Origin of the sequence: Amycolatopsis sp. PS_44_ISF1, assembly GCF_032335455.1 — a bacterium.
Classification (GTDB): domain Bacteria; phylum Actinomycetota; class Actinomycetes; order Mycobacteriales; family Pseudonocardiaceae; genus Amycolatopsis.
Genome location: NZ_JANUXO010000001.1, coordinates 162,175 through 180,278, shown reverse-complemented (window position 1 = coordinate 180,278; position 18,104 = coordinate 162,175). Strand labels below are relative to the sequence as shown.

The following is an 18,104-nucleotide window of genomic DNA, read 5'->3' as shown; positions in this document are numbered from 1 at the left end:
TCTAGGGTAGGCCCTCGGAGCCCACGCCGTCAGGGTTTCCCACGGCTTGTCGCTGAGCGGCGCGTGATAAAAGAGGAGTTTTCTGTGACGTCCGAGCTCGAGGTCGACGCCGTAGTGCTGGTCGGGGGCAAGGGCACCCGCCTGCGGCCGCTCACCCTGTCCGCGCCGAAGCCGATGCTGCCGACGGCCGGGACCCCCTACCTGAGCCACCTGTTCTCCCGGATCCGCGCCGCCGGGATCCGGCACGTGGTCCTGGGCACCTCCTACCGCGCCGAGGTGTTCGAGGAGTACTTCGGCGACGGCTCCGCCCACGGCCTGGAGCTGGAGTACGTCGTCGAGGACGAGCCGCTGGACACCGGGGGCGCGATCCGCAACGTCCACGACCGGCTCCGCGGCGAGCACGCGATCATCTTCAACGGCGACATCCTCTCCGGCGCCGACCTGCGGCGGCAGGTGCAGACCCATGTGGACTCCGGCGCCGACGTCACCCTGCACCTGCAGCGCGTGCCCGACCCCAGCCGGTTCGGCTCGGTGCCCACCGACGCCGACGGCCGCGTGCTGGCCTTCCTGGAGAAGTCGCCGAACCCGCCGACCGACCAGATCAACGCCGGCTGCTACGTGTTCCGCCGCTCGGTGGTCGAGACCATTCCGGCCGGGCGGCGCGTCTCGGTCGAGCGCGAGACCTTTCCCGGGCTGCTCGCGGACGGCGCCCACCTGCACGGTTTCGTCGACACCTCGTACTGGCTCGACGTCGGCACCCCCGAGGCGTTCGTGCGCGGCAGCGCCGACCTGGTGCGCGGCATCGCGCCGACCTCCGCGCTGCCCGGGCCGACCGGCGAGTCGCTGGTGCTGGACGGCGCGCGGGTCGCGGGCACGGCCGTCGTCTCGGGCGGCTCGACGATCGGCGCCGGGGCCTCGGTGGCTCCGAACGCGACGGTGAGCGGCTCGGTGCTGTTCGACGACGCCGTGGTCGCGGAAGGGGCCACAGTGGAGCGTTCGGTGCTGGGCCGCGGTGCGCGGGTCGGCGAAGGCGCCGTGCTGCGCGACGTGGTGGTCGGGGACGGCGCGACGGTCGGCGCGGGCTGCGAACTGCTCGACGGCGCCCGCGTCTGGCCCGGTATCACCCTGCCGGACGGCGGGATCCGCTTTTCGAGCGACGCGTAACGATGCTCTGGCGGCCGCCTTTCCCCCTGGACCCGGGCTCCGTGCTCAGGCCGCTGAGCCGTGGCCGCGGTTCCCTGAACTTCCAGCGCGACCGCGGGGTCTGGTGGCTGGCGGCGAACACCCCCACCGGAGCGGGCACGCTGGCCCTGCTGTTCCGCGCGAACGGTGACGTCGAAGCCGAGGCCTGGGGCGAGGGCGCGGAATTCCTGCTCGACGGCGTCCCCGCCCTGCTCGGCGCCGACGATGACGACACGGGTTTCGTCGCCCACCACGACGTGATCGCCGAAGCCCGTCACCGCTGCCCGGGACTGCGGCTCGGCGCCACGGGCCGGGTGTGGGATTCGCTGGTGCTCGCCGTGCTGGAGCAGAAGGTGACCAGCAAGGAGGCGCTGCGCTCGTGGTCGGAGCTGTGCCGGTGGTTCGGCACCCCCGCGCCCGGCCCGGGACCGGACCGGCTGCGCGTGCCGCCGGGCCCGATCGCGGTCCGGTCCATCGTGGACTGGAACTGGCACCGCATCGGCGTGGACCAGAAGCGCCGGACGGCACTGGTCAACGCCGCGCGAGTGGCCGCCCACCTGGAGGAGGCGGTGGCCCTGAAGGGTACGGCCGGCCGGGCCCAGCTGCGAAAGGTGCCGGGAATCGGGGTCTGGACCGCCTCGGAGGTCGCCCAGCGCGCCTGGGGCGACCCGGACGCGGTCAGCTTCGGCGACTACAACATCCCGACGGTGGTCGGCCACGCGCTGCTGGGCCGGAAGCTGGACGACGAGGAAATGGCGGAACTGCTGGCGCCCTACGCACCGCAACGGCAGCGGGTCATCCGGTACCTGGAGGCCGTGGGGGCCCGCAAACCCCGGTTCGGACCGCGGATCGAGGTGCGGGACTACCGGGTCATGTGAGGCCGCGCGTCCGGTGGGCGCCGGGCTCAGCGCGGCGGCGGGGAGTGCGGTCCTCGGCCGGAGGGCGGGAACTGCCGCTGGTCGGGCTGGGATCGGTGGTCCGGCTGATGTTGTTGTCCCCCTGGGGATTGCGGGAACGGGGGTGGTCCCGCCTGAGGCGGCCCCCCTGGTGCCGGTGGGAACCGCTGCTCGCCGGGAGCCTGGCCGTACTGCGGCGGGTACTGCGGCGGTGGGTAGTGCGGTGGCGGGTACTGCGGCGGCGGCGGAGTCGAGGTGTTCGCCCGGATGATCCGCAGCACCACGGTGATCGCCAGGGCGATCACCGCCAGCGCGGGGATGACGACGACCACGAGATGACCCATGACCCCTCCTCGATCCAGAGCCGGAACGTCCCCGGGCGGTCCGATTCGCGGGGACCCATCCTAGGGGCTCAGCCCAACGCCGCCTTCGCGATGGCCAGGGCTTCGGCCGGGGAGAGGCCGAGACCGCGGGTCACCTCGGCGTACGCCTGGGCTGCTTCGCGGGCCCGGGACCGGGTTTCGTCCCCGGTCGAGCCCACGAAACTGCCGGCGCGGCCCCGGGTTTCGATCAGGCCCGCCTCCTCCAGTTCGCGGTAGGCCCGGGCGACGGTGTTGGGCGCGACGCCGAGGTCGGCCGCCAGCCCGCGCACCGTGGGCAGCTTGGTGCCGACCGGCAGGGTCCGGTCGTTGATCTGAGCGGCGAGCGACGAGCGGACCTGCTCGTACGGCGGTACCGGCGAAGCGCTGTCGAAGCTGACGGTCACCCGGCCCACCCTAGCGGCGCCGACCCTTGCGCAGCCGGATCACGACCCCGCCCGGAGAGCGGCTACCCGGCCGGGGCGGCCGCCTTCAGCAGGTCGCCCAGGTCCTCCGAGCCGGGTGGCAGGGCGTCCACCGGCCACCAGCGCAGGTCGTCCGACTCGTCGCTGCGGACGGGTTCGGCCCCGGCGGGGGCGTGGACCAGGTACCGGACGTCGAAGTGCCGGGTCGGCCGGCCGAGGGAGCAGGTGACCGGGTGGACGTCCAGGTGCACCGGCTCGGGGGTGATGCGCAGGCCCGTCAATCCGGACTCCTCCGTGGCCTCACGCAGCGCGGCGCCGACCAGCGACGCGTCCGAAGGCTCGCAGTGCCCGCCCAGCTGGAGCCACCGGCCGACCCGTGGGTGCAGGGTCAGCAGCACCTGCGTCCCGGTCGAGTCCAGGACCACCGCCGACGCCGTCAGGTGACCCGCTTCGCAGGACCGGCGGCAGGTGTCCGCCCGCGAGGCCAGGAAACCCAGGAACGCCTGCCGCAGGGATTCCTGCGCGGGCGACGACGGCGCCCAGGCGGTCAGCGCCGTCACGGCATCGGTGTGCACCGCGTCCGGCTGAACCGCCCCGGTCCGCCCGGTCACAGCTCGACCAGCCCGTCGCCGGCCGGGCGCGGCTCCCGGGCGGATGGGGGCCCACCGGCCGGGTGGCCGATCGCGACGGCGCCCAACGGCTCCCACCGCGAGTCCAGTCCCAGCGTGGTCCGCACCAGTTCGGCCGCGAAGATCGTCGAGCCGATCCAGCACGAGCCCAGGTCCTCGGCGGCCAGCGCGACCAGCAGGCCCTGCACCGCGGCCCCCGCGGCGACCGTGAACATGGTGTGCTCGCAGTCGTTTCGACGCTGGTCGCGGTAGGTGTGCGCGCCCTCGGGCACCAGGAACGGGATGACCACCTCGGGCGCGTCGTACAGGATGTTCCCGCGCGAAAGCCGCTTCGCGACCTGCTCCTCGGTGAACTCGTCGCCGTTCAGGTCGCCGCGCCAGGATTCACGCATCGCGTCCAGCAGCTTCTTGCGCAGCCCCGCGTCGCGCAGCCAGACGAACCGCACCGGGTGCGTGTGGTGCGGCGCGGGCGCGGTCAGCGCCGAAGCGACGGCGCCGCGCAGCACCTCGGGATCCACCGGCTGGTCGCTGAACGAGCGCACCGAACGCCGGTGCGGCACGGCCTCGCGCCGGCCCTGGGCCAGCGCCTCGTTCGTGCCCAGGCGGAACAGGTCCTCCTCGACCGGCCGGATCAGGTTCCGCGCGGTGGAGCCGTCGTCGGTGAGCGTCAGCCCGCGCACCACGGCCACCGGCAGGCGGCCGAGCTTGCCCTTCACCAGGTCCGCCGCCGCGGCCAGCTCGTCGGCCACGGCGATCTCGGTGACGGCCAGCTCGTTGCCCTGCGAATCGACCTGCCCGGCGTAGGCGTGCAGCACTCGCAGCCCGGACGAGCCGATCGCCGCGTCCGTCTGCCCCACGCGCCAGGCCCGGCCCATCGTGTCCGTGATGACCACCGCCACCTCGACGCCCAGCCGCTCGCGCAGCCCGTTGCGCAGCGCCAGCGCGGACGCGTCCGGCTCGGCCGGCAGCAGCGCGACCTCGTCGCCCCGCACGTTCGACGCGTCGATGCCGGACGCCGCCTGCACGATGCCCAGCGGGTTCTCGGTGATCAGCGTGCGCGCCACCCGCGCGACGACCCGGACCGACTCCTGCTCGATCAGCTCACGCCGCGCGGCGTCCCGGGCCTCCGGGTCGCTCGGCACCCGCACGAGCCGCCCCTCGATCTTCGACACGACCTTCGAGGTGACCACCACGACGTCACCCGAGCGCAGCCACGGGGCCGCCGCGGCGATCGCGCCGGTCAGGTCGTCGCCGGGCCGGAACTCCGGCAGCCCCGGCACGGGCCGGATCTCGACCTCCGCCGAGGCGTGGTCGGTGAACTCGAACCCGGTCAACTCCGAACCCCCGCCACCTCGAAGGCCGCGCGCGCCATCGCCGCGGTCGCGTCCACATCGGACATCAGCAGCGGCACCGCGCGCACGGTCACGCCCGGCACGGTCACCCCGTGGTCTTCCTCGGCCACCAGCCAGCCGTCGAGCACGCCGCCGTTCTCGCGCCCACCGTAGTGCCGGCCCACCGCCTCGGCCGAGGTCTCGACGCCGATCGCGGTCAGGCACGCGTCGGCCATGCCGCGCAGCGCCCGGCCGCCGATGATCGGGGAGACGCCCACGACCTTGGCCGGTGACTTCACCAGCGCCTCGCGCACCCCCGGCACGCCCAGCGTGGTGCCCACCGAGACCACCGGGTTCGACGGGGCGAGCAGCACCAGGTCCGCCTCGCCGATCGCCTCCAGCACCCCCGGGCCCGGTTTGGCCTCCTCGGTGCCGACGGCGACGATCGAGTGCGCCGGCGGCCCGGCCTGGTAGCGCACCCACCACTCCTGGAAGTGCACGGCCTTCTGCCGGTCCGGCTGGTCCGGGTCGTCGATCACGACGTGGGTCTCCACCCGGTCGTCCGACATCGGCAGCAGCCGCACCCCGGGCCGCCACCGGTCGCACAACGCCTCGGTGACCGCCGAGAGCGGGTAGCCCGCCCGCAGCATCCGCGACCGGATCAGGTGCGTGGCGATGTCCTTGTCGCCCAGCCCGAACCAGCTCGGCTCGGCGCCGTAGGCGGCCAGCTCCTCCTTGACCACCCAGGTCTCGCCCGAGTGGCCCCAGCCGCGCTCGGTGTCGATGCCGCCGCCGAGGGTGTACATGCAGGTGTCGAGGTCCGGGCAGATGCGCAGCCCGTGCATCCACACGTCGTCACCCGTGTTCACCAGCGCGGTCACCTCGTGCGGCGACGGCCCTTCGGCGGCGCCGATCGCCGGCAGCCCCAGTGCGGTCTTCACCCCGAGCAGGAAGCGGGCGCCGCCCACCCCGCCCACCAATACGACGATCTTCACGACTGCGGATCCTCGCACGCCCCGGGGCCCGGACCCCAATACCGGTACCTGTGGTGCTCCGTACAGCCCAGCGCGGAATACAGCGCGACCGCCCCGGCGTTGTCCACCGCCACCTGCAGCACCCACTGCCCGGCCCCACGGCCCCGGCCCCACCCGGCCAGCCCGTGCATCAGCGCCGACGCCAGCCCGCGACGGCGGAAGCCCGGCCGCACCGCCAGCCTCGACACGTGCAGCCAGCCGTCCACCACGGCGCCGCGCACCGCCCCGGCGGTCACTCCGCCCTCCACCGCCACCCCGTACCCCACGTCCCCGGTGGTCAGCACGTGCCGCGCGGCCGCACCCGGCTCCCGCCCGTCCACGGTCAGCTCCCACCACCCCGGCGTCGGCCGATCCAGCACCGCGACGCGCGCCCGCGACCCACCCCGCAGCGGACCGTCCGGCAGCGGTCCGGTGAGCACCGAGACCTGGTGGCCCGCGGCGTGCGCACTCCATTCGACCCAGCCCGCGCCGGCCACCGCGCGCTCCTGTTCGCTGTCCTCGATCACCTGGACGACCGGTGGGATCGCCCGATCGTGGGCGAAGTCACACACGGCTTTCAGCGCGGCCGGCACCCCGGTCCCGGGGTCGCCGACGGCCAGCGCGCTGTTGGCACGGCCGGTGAAACCGTCGGCCCACCGCAGCCGCCACTGCCCGAGCGGCCGTTCCACGACCGGCGGCCAGGCCCGCGCACAAACGATCTCAAGCTTTTCCGGGGCGTTCACGGTTAGATTGTGACTGAGACTCCGCCTCCGATGGCTCCGGCCCGATCACCGCAGGAGAACCGATGAGCTTGGCGCGCAAGGACGACCGGCACAACGAGGACCTGGTCGAAGAGATCGCCGACGGCTTCAAGCGCACGCTGAAGGAGCCCGAAGACGAGTCGAAGCCGAAGGGGCCCGGCTTCGTCATCACCGGTGACGCCCGGTCCGCGCCGAAACCCCGGCGCCGGGACCGCTGAACGCCTCCACCCCGGCCATACCAGGGGTATGGATAAGGGTTGCCTAATCACCACCAGGGCCGCGGGAAGCGCGTAATGTCCGCGGCGACTGGCTAAGCAGAGAAAAGCAGGAGTGCGCAGTGACCTACGTGATCGCCGAGCCCTGCGTCGACGTGCTCGACAAGGCGTGTATCGACGAATGCCCCGTGGACTGCATCTACGAGGGCGACCGGATGCTGTACATCCACCCGGACGAGTGTGTCGACTGCGGTGCCTGTGAACCGGTCTGCCCGGTCGAGGCCATCTACTACGAGGACGACGTCCCCGACAACTGGTCGGACTACACCAAGGCGAACGTCGACTTCTTCAACGAGCTCGGCTCGCCCGGCGGCGCGTCCAAGGTGGGCAAGACCAGCCACGACCCCGCCTTCGTCAAGGCGCTGGCCCCGCAGGGCGAATGACCGCGGCGAAACTGCCCGACTTCCCCTGGGACTCCCTCGCCGGCCACAAGGCCCGGGCGCAGGAGCACCCCGGGGGCATCGTCGACCTCTCCGTCGGCACGCCCGTGGACCCGGTTCCGGCCGGGATCCGCGACGCGCTGGCGTCGGTGTCGGACCTCCCCGGTTACCCGGCCACCCACGGCACCCCCGCGCTGCGGGCCGCGACCATCGAAGCCCTCGGCCGCCGGTACGGCATCGAGGGCCTCGAACCCGACGCCGTGCTGCCGACGATCGGTTCGAAGGAGGCCGTGGCCTGGCTGCCGCGGCTGCTCGGCTTCGGGCCGGGTGATCTGGTCGTGATCCCGGAGCTGGCGTACCCGACGTACGAGGTCGGCGCGCTGCTCGCCGGCGCCGAGGTGGCCCGCGCCGACCGCCTGACCCAGCTCGGCTCGCGGCGCCCCGCGATGATCTGGCTGAACTCGCCGTCCAACCCCACCGGCCGGGTGCTCGGCGCGGACCACCTGCGCCAGGTCGTGGACTGGGCCCGCGAGCGCGACGTCGTCGTGGTGTCCGACGAGTGCTACCTCTCGCTCGGCTGGGACGCCGAGCCCGTGTCGGTACTGCACCCGTCTGTCCACGGTGGACGGCTCGACGGGCTGCTGGCCGTGCACTCGCTGTCCAAGTCGGCGAACCTCGCGAGCTATCGCGCGGGCTTCGTCACCGGCGACCCGAAGCTGGTCAAGGGCCTGCTGGAGGTGCGCAAGCACGCCGGCATGATCGTGGCGCGCCCGGTCCAGGAGGCCATGGTCGCCGCCCTGACCGACGACGAGGCGCTGGCCGCCCAGCGGGAGCGATACCTCCGCCGCCGGATCGTGCTGAGCAAAGCGTTGCAGGACAACGGATTCGAGATCTCGCACTCCGAGGCCGGGCTGTACCTGTGGTCCACCCGCGGCGAGGACTCCCTGGCCACCGTGGGCTGGCTCGCCGACCGCGGCATCCTGGTCGCGCCGGGCACGTTCTACGGACCGTCCGGCGGCCGGCACGTCCGCGTTGCCCTGACCGCCACCGACGACCGCATCGACGCGGCCGCCGAGCGCCTCGCCTCCTGAACGACGCCGGGAAACCCGGGTCCTGCGCTCGGGGTGGTCACCGCTGGGTCAGTAATCGCGGCCGGTGAAGCCGCGGTAGATGAAGCGGGTGAGCGCCTCGACGGCCTCTTCGTCGGTGGGCGCGGTCCAGCCCCGGGGTGGCGGGTCGAGCAGCCACCGCTGGGCGAACCCGTCGATGAGCTGGTACATCAGCACGACGCTGATCGAGGCCGGCGCGGGTAGCCGGAGACCGGCCGCGGTGACGTGGTCCAGGTGGCCGGTGATGTCCGCGGCCTGAGCGGTGCCGAAGCCGGCGAAGGTCCAGGCGAAGCTTTCGTTGACCATCGCCGCCTCGCGCAGGGCCCGCATGGTGGCGGCGTTGTCGCGGTAGAAGTCCCAGTACTGGCGCACGTGCCAGCGGATGGCCTTCGGATCGCTGAAGTCGGACAGGTGGTCCTCGGCCGCGGCCTGCTCGTCGCCCGAGGCGGCGAGGTCGCGCAGCAACGCTTCGAGCAGCTCTTCTTTGCTCGCGAAGTGGTTGTAGAACGAGCCCGCGGCGCGGCTGGCTTCCGCGGTGATGTCGGTGATCTTCGTGTTGAGGTAGCCCCGGCGCGCGAACACGCGCTTGGCGGCCTCCTTCAGCGCCGCCTCGGTCTCGGCGGCCTTCTCCCTGCGGCTCATCGCCGTCATGCGGCACCTCCCTTGACCGGAACGCTAGCAGCGGGCATTCTGAATTCAGATTCACTGAATTTGAGTTCACCGGAGGGGACATGAACGAGACCGGGGTGCTGATCGCGGGAGCGGGACCGACCGGGCTGACGCTGGCCATCGAGCTGGCCCGGCGCGATGTCGATGTCCGGCTCATCGACCAGGCCGATTCCCACTTCGTCGGCTCGCGCGGGGACGGGATGCAGCCGCGCACGCTGGAGGTCTTCGAGGACCTCGGGGTGCTGGACGCGATCCTCGCGGCCAGCGCGGAGCAGTACCCGGTGAAGGTGTACCTGGACGGGGAATTCGTCACCGAGCGCTGGATGAGCGAACCCGTGGCGCCGACGCCCGCGGTGCCGTACCCCAACGTCCGGATGCTGGGCCAGTCGCAGATCGAGGGCATCCTGCGGGAGCGGCTGGCCGAGCTCGGCGTCCGGGTGGAGCTGGGGACGGCGTTGACCGGGTTCACCCAGGACGACCTCGGCGTGACCGCGGTGCTTTCGCGAGACGGGGCGGAGGAAACCGTGCGCGCGGCCTACCTGGCTGGGGCGGACGGCGGGAAGAGCGTGGTGCGCAAGACGCTGGGGATCGCGTTCGAGGGGACGACGGACGAGACGATCCGGATGCTGCTCGGGGACGTGCGGGCGGAGGGCCTGGACCACGCGGCGGCCCACTGGTTCGCGCGGGCGGCGGCGCCGATGGACGGGGTCGTCTTCACCCCGCTGGCGGGCACGCCGTACTTCCAGTTCGGCTCGCCGCTGGGTGAGCGCGAGACCAGGGCCTCGCTGGCGGCGTTGCAGTCCCGGCTCGACTCGGTGTCCGGCGGCGGTGTCCGGCTGCACGATCTGGCCTGGTCCACGGTGTGGCGGCCGAACACCCGGCTGGCCGAGGCGTTCCGCCGGGGCCGGGTGTTCCTCGCCGGCGACGCCGCGCACGTGCACCCGCCGACCGGGGGACAGGGGCTGAACACGGGGGTGCAGGACGCGTACAACCTGGGCTGGAAACTCGCCGACGGCTCGGCCGAGCTGCTGGACAGCTACGAACCCGAGCGCCGGACGGTCGCCGCCCGCGTGCTCGGGCTGTCGACGGAGCTGCTGGACAAGTACGTCGCCGGTGACGAGGCCGCGCACCGTCGCGGACCGGAGACCCGGCAGCTCGACCTCGGTTACCGTGGGGGTCCACTGGCCGCGGCCGGCTCGGGCGACCTGCGTCCCGGCGACCGGGCGCCGGATGCCCCGGTGGTCGACGCCACCGGCAAGCCGGTGCGGCTGTTCGAGCTCTTCCGCGGTCCGCACGCGACCGAGCTGGTCTTCGGCGACGGTCCGGTGGCCGCCGATTTCCCGGGGTACCGCATCCTCGAGACCGACGCCGCCGACGCCGCCGGTACGGGGACCGACCTGGTCGACGCGGGTGGGCACGCGCATGCCGCTTACGGGGTCGGGTCGGGGGCGCGGGTGGTGGTGCGGCCGGACGGGTACGTGTGGTCCGTGGCTCGGGCTGGTGGCCCGGCGGCGGGGACCGGGCCGCGGGCTGGACTGTCCTGTGTGGACTAACCGGCCGTGGCCGCGGGTGCGGCTCGCTGGATGCGGGCCCAGATCGCGGGCCAGGCGGCGCGGGCCTCGGTGCGTTTGCGGAGTTCGTGTTCGGCTATGCGGCCCGCGACGAAACCGAGTTCGGCGTCGGCGGTGGGGAGCAGGGCCCGGACGCGGTCGGTGGCGATCACGGCGTCCTGGTGGTCGCCGAGGACGGTCTGGAGCTTGCGGGTCGCCTTGAGCAGGGCGGCGAGGTGGGCGGCCTGCTTCTTCTTCGCCGAGGAGCGGGCCAGTTCGGCGTTGTAGCGGAGCTTCTTGCCGTGGATGCGCAGGGCGTGCAGCTCGTCGTCCGGGGGGTCGGCGGCCAGGGCTCGGACGGCCTTGGCCAAGCGGCGGTACGGCTTGCGCACGTCGCCGACCAGGGTGGCGGACGGGGTCTCGTCGACCTCGTGGTCCGGGGTGCGGGTGAGCTGGGCGATGCTCTGCAGCAGAGCCGCGTACCGGGCGCTGGACAGGGCTCGGGTGAGGCGCTTGCGGGCGGCGGTGCGTTCGGCGACGAAGGCGGTCACCAGACGGCGGCCGGCGGGCTGGTCGCGGACCTCGAACGTCGCGATCACCTCGCGGAGGTGGCCGATCAGCACGTCGTAGTCGCGGACCTCGCCCAGGGACTGGCCCAGCCAGCCGAGTTCGGCTCGCGCGGTCTCGGCGCCCGGGCCGATCAGGGCGCCGGAGGTCTTCAGCACGCTGCGCATCCGCCGCAGGGCCACGCGCATCTGGTGCAGGTCCTCGGGGTCGGCGCCGGCCCGGGTGCCCGGCTCACGGGCCAGCAGCTCACGCAGCTCGTGGTCGAGCTTCGCGCGGAGGTGGGTGGCGGCCGGGTCGCGCGGTCCGGCTTTCGACGGCGCTTCGGGCAGGCCCAGCTCAGCCGGGGTCGTCGGCTGGGGGGCACGGCGGCGGACCGGGGTCGCGGGAGCTGCTTCGGAGGTCACCAGGTGAATGGTAGGTGAACGAGCCGTCGACGGGAACGGCGAAGGGCGCGCTCCCACAGTGGGTGAACGGTGGGGAACGCGCCCTTCGGCGGTCCGGAACGGGTTCCCCTGGCCGGGGAAAGACCGGAGGTCAGTTCGCGTGCAGGGCCGCGTTCAGCTCGATGCCCGCGCCGGCGCGGGCCACGACCTCGACCGCGCCACTGGCCGAGTTGCGGCGGAACACCGCGCCCGAAATGCCGGAGAGCTCGCGGGCCTTCACGGTCTTGCCGTCGACGATCACCTTGGTGCCCGCCGTCACGTACAGCCCGGCCTCGATGACCGAATCGTCGCCGAGGGAGATGCCCACCCCGCCGTTCGCGCCGATCAGGCAGCGCTCGCCGATCGAGATCACCTCGGTGCCGCCGCCGGAGAGCGTGCCCATGATGGACGCGCCGCCGCCGACGTCGCTGCCGTCGCCCACGACCACACCGGCCGAGATGCGGCCTTCGACCATCGAGGCGCCGAGCGTGCCGGCGTTGTAGTTGACGAAGCCCTCGTGCATCACGGTGGTGCCGGACGCCAGGTGGGCGCCGAGGCGGGCGCGGTCGGCGTCGGCGACGCGCACGCCGGTGGGCAACACGTAGTCGACCATCCGCGGGAACTTGTCCACGCCGTACACGGTCACCGCGCCGCGGGAGCGCAGGCGCAGGCGCGTCTGCTCGAAGCCCTCGACGGGGCACGGGCCGTGGTTGGTCCACACGACGTTGGCCAGCAGGCCGAAGATGCCGTCGAGGTTCTGGCCGCGCGGCGGCACCAGCCGGTGCGACAGCAGGTGCAGCCGCAGGTAGACGTCGTGGGTGTCGGCCGGGGCGGCGTCCAGGCGGCCGACCGTCACGCGCACCGCGACGACCTCGACACCGCGGTCGGTGTCCGGGCCCAGCAGGGTGGCGGCGGCCTCGCCGAGCAGCTCGGCGGTCTCGGCGGCGGAGAGCCGCTCGGTGCCGCTCGGGCCCGCTTCGGTCAGCTTGGGGTGCGGGTACCAGGTGTCCAGCACCGTCCCGTCGGCGGTGACGGTGGCCAGCCCGACGCCGACGGCGCCGGTCGTTTCGGGGTCAGGGGTCTGCTCGCTCACGCCGGTCACGGTAGCCGAGCGACGTGCCTCAACCCGTGGTGGCCTGCTGGTTCACCATCTTCTTGATCGAGGCGAGCACCTCGGCGATGTCGGTGAGCGCCTTGGTGCAGGCGCCTCCCGGGGCCGGCACGGTGGTGCAGCCCGCGGCGCGGAACGAGCCGACCGCCTGGTCGAGGCCACCGGCTTCGCCGTCGAGCGGCCGGTCGACGGTCTTGCCCTGCCGCGCGCGCTGGTGCACGGCGCCGGCGGTGCCGCCGACCTCCGTGACGTACTTCTCGCAGCCCTTCGGCAGCTGGGTCTCCGGACTGGCGTAGCAGGCGTCGGCGGAGAGCGCGTCGAGCTTGATCGGCAGGGCGTCCGGGCCGGGGGTGCCGGGGTTCGGACCGGGGGTCGGGCCGGCCTCGTTGCCGCAGCCGGCGAGAGCCAGGGCCAGGATGCCGCTCAGGGCGACCAGGGAGCTTCGCGTGCGCACGTCCCTCACGGTAGCCCTCGCGCCCACTGGGTACGGTGCCGGTATGACCTCGCTCGAACTGCGCGCCGACCCCGCCGACCTGACCGCTGCCCTCGTCGACGTGTTCAGCGTCTCCGGGCACGAGGCGGAGCTGGCGGACGCGGTGGAGGCCGCGCTGCGCGCGCAGGCGCCGCACCTCGAAGTGGTCCGCAACGGCGACGCGGTGCTCGCGCGGACGAAGCTCGGCCGCGCGTCGCGGATCGTGCTGGCCGGGCACCTCGACACGGTGCCGCTGAACGACAACCTGCCCTCGCGCCGGTCGGGCGAGGGCGAGGAGGAGACGCTGCACGGCCTCGGCTCGGTGGACATGAAGGGCGGCGACGCGGTCTTCCTGCACCTCGCCGCGACGCTGGTGGAGCCGAGGCACGACGTCACGTTCGTCTTCTACGACAACGAAGAGGTCGAGGCCACGAAGAACGGGCTCGGCCGGATCGAGCGCGAGCTGCCGGAGTGGCTGTCCGGTGACCTGGCGATCGTCGGGGAGCCGTCGAACGGCGTGATCGAGGCCGGCTGCCAGGGCACCCTGCGGGTCGAGGTGCGCGAGTGCGGCACGCGCGCGCACACGGCCCGGGCGTGGATGGGGGAGAACGCCATCCACGCGCTGGCCGAGCCCCTGCGCCGGCTGGCCGCGTACCACCCGCGCGTGGTCGACATCGACGGGTTGACCTACCGCGAGGGCCTGCAGGCCACGGGCGTTTCCGGCGGGGTGGCCGGCAACGTGGTCCCGGACGCCGCCGTGCTGACCGTCAACCACCGCTTCGCCCCCGATCGCAGCCCGGCGCAGGCCGAGGCCCATGTGCGCGAGGTGTTCGACGGGCACGACGTGTCCCTTGTGGACCTGTCACCGGGCGCGCTGCCGGGCCTGTCCGCGCCGGCCGCCGCCGAGCTGGTGACCGCGGCGGGCGGGCGGGCCGCCGCGAAGCTGGGCTGGACGGACGTGGCGAGGTTCGCCGCGCTCGGGATGGCGGCGGTCAACTTCGGGCCGGGCAACCCGACGCTGGCGCACACCCGGCAGGAGAACGTCCGGGTCGCGGAGATCCGGCAGGTCACCGACGTGCTGCGCAAGTTCCTGGGGTAGCGGTGGCGGCCACCGCCGGCCCGGCCGGTTCGCGGAGCGTGGCCGCTGAACCGCTCCGGGGCGCGGGTGCACAGCGCCCCGGAGCGGGGGTCTCCAGCGGTGGCGGTCCCGCCGCGGTGGTTCAGCGGCCTTCCAGCGATTTGACGGTGCTGCCGAAGGTCCAGCCCTTCGAACCGTCCCAGTTGAGCGACCAGGTCATCAGGCCCTTCACCCCGGGGACCGAGCGGTAGGCCTGCGAGACCAGGTTGGGCGCCAGGTACCCGCCGCCGGCGCCGGGCTGGGCGGGCAGGCCGGGGACCTGCTTGTCGTAGGGCACCTTGATCGTGGTGCCCTGCACGGTGAGGCCGTGGTCGAGGCACTGGGTCTGCTGGGTGAAGCCGGTGACGGTGCCGGCCTCGTAGCTGTCGCCGGAGCAGCCGTACATGCTGCCGTTGTAGTACTGCATGTTCAGCCACCACAGGCGGCCGTTGTCGGCGTACTTCTTGATGATCGGCAGGTACGAGCCCCAGATCGAGCCGTAGGTGACGCTGCCGCCGGTGACGTACGCGGTTTCCGGCGCCATGGTGAGGCCGAAGTTCGACGGCATCCGGGCCAGCACGCCGTCGATGATCCGGATCAGGTTCGACTGCGAGGCGGACAGGCTGGTGATGCTGCCGCTGCCGGTCAGGCCGGTCTCGATGTCGATGTCGATGCCGTCGAAGTTGTACTTCTGCAGGATCGGCACGATGGTGGCGACGAACTGGTCGGCCACGGCCGAGGAGCTCAGGTCGATGCCCGCGGCCGCGCCGCCGATGGACATCAGGATGGTGGCGCCGGCCGCCTTCGCGGCGCACATCTCGGCCGGGGTCGCGACCTTCACGGTGGTGTCCATGCCGTCCTGCCACAGCACGGTGCCGTCGGACCGGATCACCGGGAACGCGGCGTTGAGCACGTTGTAGCCGTGGGCCGCGAGGTCCGGGTTGGTGATCGGGGTCCAGCCGAGGCCGGGGTGGACGCCGTTCGCGGCGCCGTCCCAGTTCTCCCAGTAACCCTGCAGGACCTGGCCAGCGGGCCGGGACTTCACGGCGCAGGTGTCGGCCTGCGGGGTGGCGCCGGCGGGCGTCGCGCCGGCGAAGGCGGCGAGCGGAACGGCGAGCAGCGCGGCCAGCGCGGCGCCGAGGACACGTGACTTCCGAGCGGACATACCGGCTCCCGTTCTCGAGAACAGCCTTGACCAGGCACGGCGTTCCGGCTGACGGTAGGCGCCCCGCCCGGAGGTTGACTACCTACTAACGGGTGGTCTAGACAACATGGTGATTCGGCCCGGGCCGGACCGGGGGGCGTCGCCACCCCACCGGTCCGGCCTGGTCCGCCCGGCTCACGGGTGCGCGAGCCGGGCGGGCCGACGGTTCACGAGGTCGCGAGCTTCCACACCGCGTAGCCGATCGCGTCGCTGTTGCGCTCCAGCGGCGGGTCCGGGATGTTGGAGACGGTGTCGCAGGCGCGGTGGTAGCAGTTGTCGAACGCGGCGCCCGCCGTGCCACCCCACTTGCGTTGCTGGGCGGCGGTCTTCACGTCGCCCGCGCCGGTGGCGAGGCCGCCGACCGGGATGCCCGCGCTCTTGAACGAGGCGTGGTCCGAGCGTCCGTCACCCTCGCTGTCGCCCTCGGTCTGGATCCCGATGGAGGCGAAGTACTCGTCGAACACCGCCTTGACCGAGGCCACGTCGTCGTAGACGAAGTAACCCCAGTTCTTCGAGCCGATCATGTCGAAGTTCAGGTAGGTCTTGATCTTCGTGCGGTCGGCCGGGGACAGGCTGCTGACGTAGAACCGCGAACCGCGCAGGCCCGACTCCTCGTCGGCCCACCAGGCGAACCGCACCCGCTTGGCCATGGCCGGGTCCGTCTTGGCCAGGGTCAGCGCGACCTCGAGGATGGAGGCGCTGCCGGAGCCGTTGTCGTTGATGCCGGGACCGGCGCTCACGCTGTCCAGGTGCGCGCCCAGCATGAGCACCTGGTTCGCGTCGCCCTTCGGCCATTCCGCGATCAGGTTCTGCGTGCGGCCCGCGCAGCTGGTGCAGGTCTGCCGGGTGACGGTGTAACCGGCGTCCTTCAGCTTCTGCTCCACATAGGACACCGAAGCGGCGTAACCACCGCTCGCGGAGCGGTTTCCGCCGTTGCGCTGGGCGATGGCCTGCAACTGGTTCAGGTGCGCCTTGATGTTCGCCAGCGAGATGTCCGGCGCGGTCGCGGCCAGTGCGGTGGCGGTGCAGGCCGGCTCGCCGCTGACGGCGGGCACGCCGACCGCGTTCCAGGCGGCCTTCACGGTGGCGAACTCCGCGCAGCCGCCGGGGTACAGCGCCCGCGCGGCTTCGAGGGTGGCCTTGCGGGCGGCCTTGTGGTTCCACGAAGAGGTCTTCTTCAGCAGGCCGTTGTAGAAGATCTTGCCCGCCTTCTGGATGCCCAGCCCGGTGACGGTGCTCTTGTCACAGGTCGGGCTGGCCGGCCGGCCCGCGCCCGCCGAGCCCTCGGCCAGCAGGTAGAACCAGTGGTTCTGCGGGCCCGCGGCGGCGTGCACCTCGGTGCTCGGGATCGAGGAGGAGTAGCAGTTCGGGTCGCCGGCCAGCGAGGGGTTGTACATGTAGCGGATCGGGCCCTGCCCGACCAGGTTGACCCCCTCGCCGACCTGGTAGTCCGGGGTGTCCTTGGCGTTGGCGGCGTAGGCCTCGGTGAGCGCGCCGAAGATGTCGCCGGTGGACTCGTTCAGCCCGCCGTTCTCGTTGCCGCCGCCGGCGCCGCCCGGGGTGGTCTGGAAGATGCCGTGGCCGAACTCGTGCCCGACCACGTCCATCGAGGTGGCCTGGCGCCGGTTGTCCTGCGAGTGGCCGAAGTGCGTGGACGAGCCGTTCCAGTACGCGTTCACGTCGTTGAGCCCGACCGACGCCGGATAACCACCGCCGGAACCGTTGATCCCGTTGCGGCCCAGCCAGTCGCGCAGCATGTTCCACTCGGTCTGGACGCTGAACAGCGTGTCGACGCAGGCCGTCTCCAGGTCGGTGCCGCTGCCGTTGCCCCAGGCGTTGTCGGTGCCGGTGAACACCGAGCCGCCCTCGCGGCCGCAGCTGATGCCCTTGCGGCCCGGGTCGCGCATGGAGAACGAGCTGCCGGAACCGGTGGTGTCGATGCCGACCTGGCCCACGTAGTAGCTGTTGCCGGTGCCGGCCAGCGCTGCGCCCGCCGCGGTGCCCGGGTTCTGCGGGGCTTCGGCCTTGACGTCGTCGCGCCGCTCGAGCACGGCTCCGGTGGCCGCGTCGACGAACACGTGCAGGCGGCTGGGCGTCTTCGCGGTGCGTCCGGTGACGACCACCTCGTACGCCAGCTTCGGCGCCGAGCCCGCCAGCACCACCAGTTCCGGGGTGCCGACACTGTCCACAGTGGGCAGTTGGGTGCGGGCCGCGGAAGCGGCGCGGGGGGCGTCGAAGACCGGCTCGGTGGCCACGCCGATCGGCGCGGTCTCGGCCGCGGCGGTGTCGTGGACGCGGCCGGCGCCGTCGGCGACGACCACCGCGTCACCGCCCACGACCTTCAGGCCGCGGTAGGTGCGCTCGTAGGAGCTGTAGAACAGCCCGGCGTCGCCCGGGGTGGTGCCGGTTCGGCGGAACGCCTCGTCCGAGCCCTTGCGCAGCCGGTCGAGGCCCACGGCGGCGGCCTGGTCGGAGGCGGTGGCCGCGGTGGCCAGCGGGTCGGCCACGGGTGGGGCGGGGGCCGCGAGCGCCGGGGTCACCGGGGCGGCGAGCAGGGAGAGCGCCAAGCCGGCGGCGGTGGCCACGGCGGCGGTGCGCACTTTTCTGACGGTCATCGGGGTCCTCTCGGATG

Annotated in this window: 19 protein-coding genes; 7 read left to right on the top strand and 12 right to left on the bottom strand. The window is 72.9% G+C overall.

Going from position 1 to position 18,104, the window contains the following annotated elements; genetic code table 11:
• The first annotated feature begins 84 nt into the window (after positions 1–84).
• On the top strand, positions 85–1,164 hold the full coding sequence (locus NYF13_RS00820) for an NDP-sugar synthase (protein WP_315653544.1): 1,080 nt from the start codon (positions 85–87) through the stop codon (positions 1,162–1,164).
• A 2-nt stretch (positions 1,165–1,166) separates the two neighbouring features.
• Entirely contained in the window at positions 1,167–2,060 is an 894-nt protein-coding gene (locus tag NYF13_RS00815) for a DNA-3-methyladenine glycosylase 2 family protein (RefSeq protein WP_315653543.1), read from the top strand.
• Between the two features lie 26 nt (positions 2,061–2,086).
• On the opposite strand, the gene NYF13_RS00810 is transcribed toward NYF13_RS00815, so the two are convergent.
• The 6 genes from NYF13_RS00810 to NYF13_RS00785 form a co-directional block, all read right to left on the bottom strand.
• Positions 2,087–2,422, bottom strand: a complete 336-nt coding sequence (locus tag NYF13_RS00810; RefSeq protein WP_315653542.1) for a hypothetical protein — start codon at positions 2,420–2,422, stop codon at positions 2,087–2,089.
• Between the two features lie 68 nt (positions 2,423–2,490).
• Positions 2,491–2,844: a GntR family transcriptional regulator gene (locus NYF13_RS00805; protein ID WP_315653541.1), complete on the bottom strand. Its 354-nt coding sequence runs from the start codon at positions 2,842–2,844 to the stop codon at positions 2,491–2,493.
• 62 nt (positions 2,845–2,906) lie between these two features.
• Positions 2,907–3,473 (bottom strand): NUDIX hydrolase, encoded by a 567-nt coding sequence (locus NYF13_RS00800; RefSeq protein ID WP_315653540.1) that lies wholly within the window; start codon positions 3,471–3,473, stop codon positions 2,907–2,909.
• Complete coding sequence (locus tag NYF13_RS00795; protein WP_315653539.1) at positions 3,470–4,825, bottom strand: coenzyme F420-0:L-glutamate ligase; 1,356 nt, start codon at positions 4,823–4,825, stop codon at positions 3,470–3,472. The genes NYF13_RS00800 and NYF13_RS00795 overlap by 4 nt, the downstream gene beginning before the upstream one ends.
• A complete protein-coding gene (cofD, locus tag NYF13_RS00790) occupies positions 4,822–5,817 on the bottom strand; it encodes a 2-phospho-L-lactate transferase (protein WP_315653538.1) in 996 nt (331 codons plus the stop codon). The genes NYF13_RS00795 and cofD overlap by 4 nt, the downstream gene beginning before the upstream one ends.
• Positions 5,814–6,578 (bottom strand): GNAT family N-acetyltransferase, encoded by a 765-nt coding sequence (locus NYF13_RS00785; protein WP_315653537.1) that lies wholly within the window; start codon positions 6,576–6,578, stop codon positions 5,814–5,816. Before NYF13_RS00785 ends, cofD begins: the two co-directional genes overlap by 4 nt.
• A gap of 62 nt (positions 6,579–6,640) precedes the next feature.
• On the opposite strand from NYF13_RS00785, the gene NYF13_RS00780 reads away from it, so the two are divergent.
• The 3 genes from NYF13_RS00780 (at position 6,641) to dapC (ending at position 8,342) form a co-directional block, all read left to right on the top strand.
• Positions 6,641–6,814, top strand: coding sequence for a hypothetical protein (locus tag NYF13_RS00780; RefSeq protein WP_315653536.1), 174 nt, complete (start codon positions 6,641–6,643; stop codon positions 6,812–6,814).
• Between the two features lie 119 nt (positions 6,815–6,933).
• Positions 6,934–7,254 (top strand): ferredoxin, encoded by a 321-nt coding sequence (gene fdxA / locus NYF13_RS00775; protein WP_315653535.1) that lies wholly within the window; start codon positions 6,934–6,936, stop codon positions 7,252–7,254.
• On the top strand, positions 7,251–8,342 hold the full coding sequence (gene dapC, locus NYF13_RS00770) for a succinyldiaminopimelate transaminase (RefSeq protein ID WP_315653534.1): 1,092 nt from the start codon (positions 7,251–7,253) through the stop codon (positions 8,340–8,342). The genes fdxA and dapC overlap by 4 nt, the downstream gene beginning before the upstream one ends.
• Before the next feature lie 48 nt (positions 8,343–8,390).
• On the opposite strand, the gene NYF13_RS00765 is transcribed toward dapC, so the two are convergent.
• Positions 8,391–9,011, bottom strand: coding sequence for a TetR/AcrR family transcriptional regulator (locus tag NYF13_RS00765; RefSeq protein ID WP_315653533.1), 621 nt, complete (start codon positions 9,009–9,011; stop codon positions 8,391–8,393).
• Positions 9,012–9,091: 80 nt separating this feature from the next.
• On the opposite strand from NYF13_RS00765, the gene NYF13_RS00760 reads away from it, so the two are divergent.
• Positions 9,092–10,582: an FAD-dependent monooxygenase gene (locus NYF13_RS00760; protein WP_315653532.1), complete on the top strand. Its 1,491-nt coding sequence runs from the start codon at positions 9,092–9,094 to the stop codon at positions 10,580–10,582.
• On the opposite strand, the gene NYF13_RS00755 is transcribed toward NYF13_RS00760, so the two are convergent.
• From NYF13_RS00755 to NYF13_RS00745, 3 genes are all read right to left on the bottom strand, one after another.
• Positions 10,579–11,550, bottom strand: a complete 972-nt coding sequence (locus NYF13_RS00755; protein WP_315653531.1) for a CHAD domain-containing protein — start codon at positions 11,548–11,550, stop codon at positions 10,579–10,581. The genes NYF13_RS00760 and NYF13_RS00755 overlap by 4 nt on opposite strands.
• A gap of 130 nt (positions 11,551–11,680) precedes the next feature.
• A complete protein-coding gene (gene dapD, locus NYF13_RS00750) occupies positions 11,681–12,661 on the bottom strand; it encodes a 2,3,4,5-tetrahydropyridine-2,6-dicarboxylate N-succinyltransferase (protein WP_315653530.1) in 981 nt (326 codons plus the stop codon).
• Between the two features lie 28 nt (positions 12,662–12,689).
• Entirely contained in the window at positions 12,690–13,133 is a 444-nt protein-coding gene (locus NYF13_RS00745; RefSeq protein WP_315653529.1) for a hypothetical protein, read from the bottom strand.
• Positions 13,134–13,176: 43 nt separating this feature from the next.
• On the opposite strand from NYF13_RS00745, the gene dapE reads away from it, so the two are divergent.
• Entirely contained in the window at positions 13,177–14,250 is a 1,074-nt protein-coding gene (dapE, locus tag NYF13_RS00740) for a succinyl-diaminopimelate desuccinylase (protein WP_315653528.1), read from the top strand.
• Positions 14,251–14,371: 121 nt separating this feature from the next.
• Here the strand turns inward: dapE and NYF13_RS00735 are convergent, their stop codons facing one another.
• Together NYF13_RS00735 and NYF13_RS00730 are read right to left on the bottom strand one after the other, a co-directional pair.
• Positions 14,372–15,433, bottom strand: coding sequence for a chitinase (locus tag NYF13_RS00735; RefSeq protein ID WP_315653527.1), 1,062 nt, complete (start codon positions 15,431–15,433; stop codon positions 14,372–14,374).
• 206 nt (positions 15,434–15,639) lie between these two features.
• The gene (locus tag NYF13_RS00730; RefSeq protein WP_315653526.1) at positions 15,640–18,087 is read right to left on the bottom strand and encodes a M28 family peptidase; all 2,448 of its coding nucleotides are present in this window, start codon (positions 18,085–18,087) and stop codon (positions 15,640–15,642) included.
• Positions 18,088–18,104: the final 17 nt, after the last annotated feature.

Bases quoted from the DNA above. Each gene is read 5' to 3' on its own strand.
- NYF13_RS00815 (WP_315653543.1), top strand. From the start codon at position 1,167: ATGCTCTGGCGGCCGCCTTTCCCCCTGGACCCGGGCTCCGTGCTCAGG.
- NYF13_RS00810 (WP_315653542.1), bottom strand. From the start codon at position 2,422: ATGGGTCATCTCGTGGTCGTCGTCATCCCCGCGCTGGCGGTGATCGCC.
- NYF13_RS00780 (WP_315653536.1), top strand. From the start codon at position 6,641: ATGAGCTTGGCGCGCAAGGACGACCGGCACAACGAGGACCTGGTCGAA.
- dapC (WP_315653534.1), top strand. From the start codon at position 7,251: ATGACCGCGGCGAAACTGCCCGACTTCCCCTGGGACTCCCTCGCCGGC.
- NYF13_RS00765 (WP_315653533.1), bottom strand. From the start codon at position 9,011: ATGACGGCGATGAGCCGCAGGGAGAAGGCCGCCGAGACCGAGGCGGCG.
- NYF13_RS00760 (WP_315653532.1), top strand. From the start codon at position 9,092: ATGAACGAGACCGGGGTGCTGATCGCGGGAGCGGGACCGACCGGGCTG.
- dapE (WP_315653528.1), top strand. From the start codon at position 13,177: ATGACCTCGCTCGAACTGCGCGCCGACCCCGCCGACCTGACCGCTGCC.
- NYF13_RS00735 (WP_315653527.1), bottom strand. From the start codon at position 15,433: ATGTCCGCTCGGAAGTCACGTGTCCTCGGCGCCGCGCTGGCCGCGCTG.
- NYF13_RS00730 (WP_315653526.1), bottom strand. From the start codon at position 18,087: ATGACCGTCAGAAAAGTGCGCACCGCCGCCGTGGCCACCGCCGCCGGC.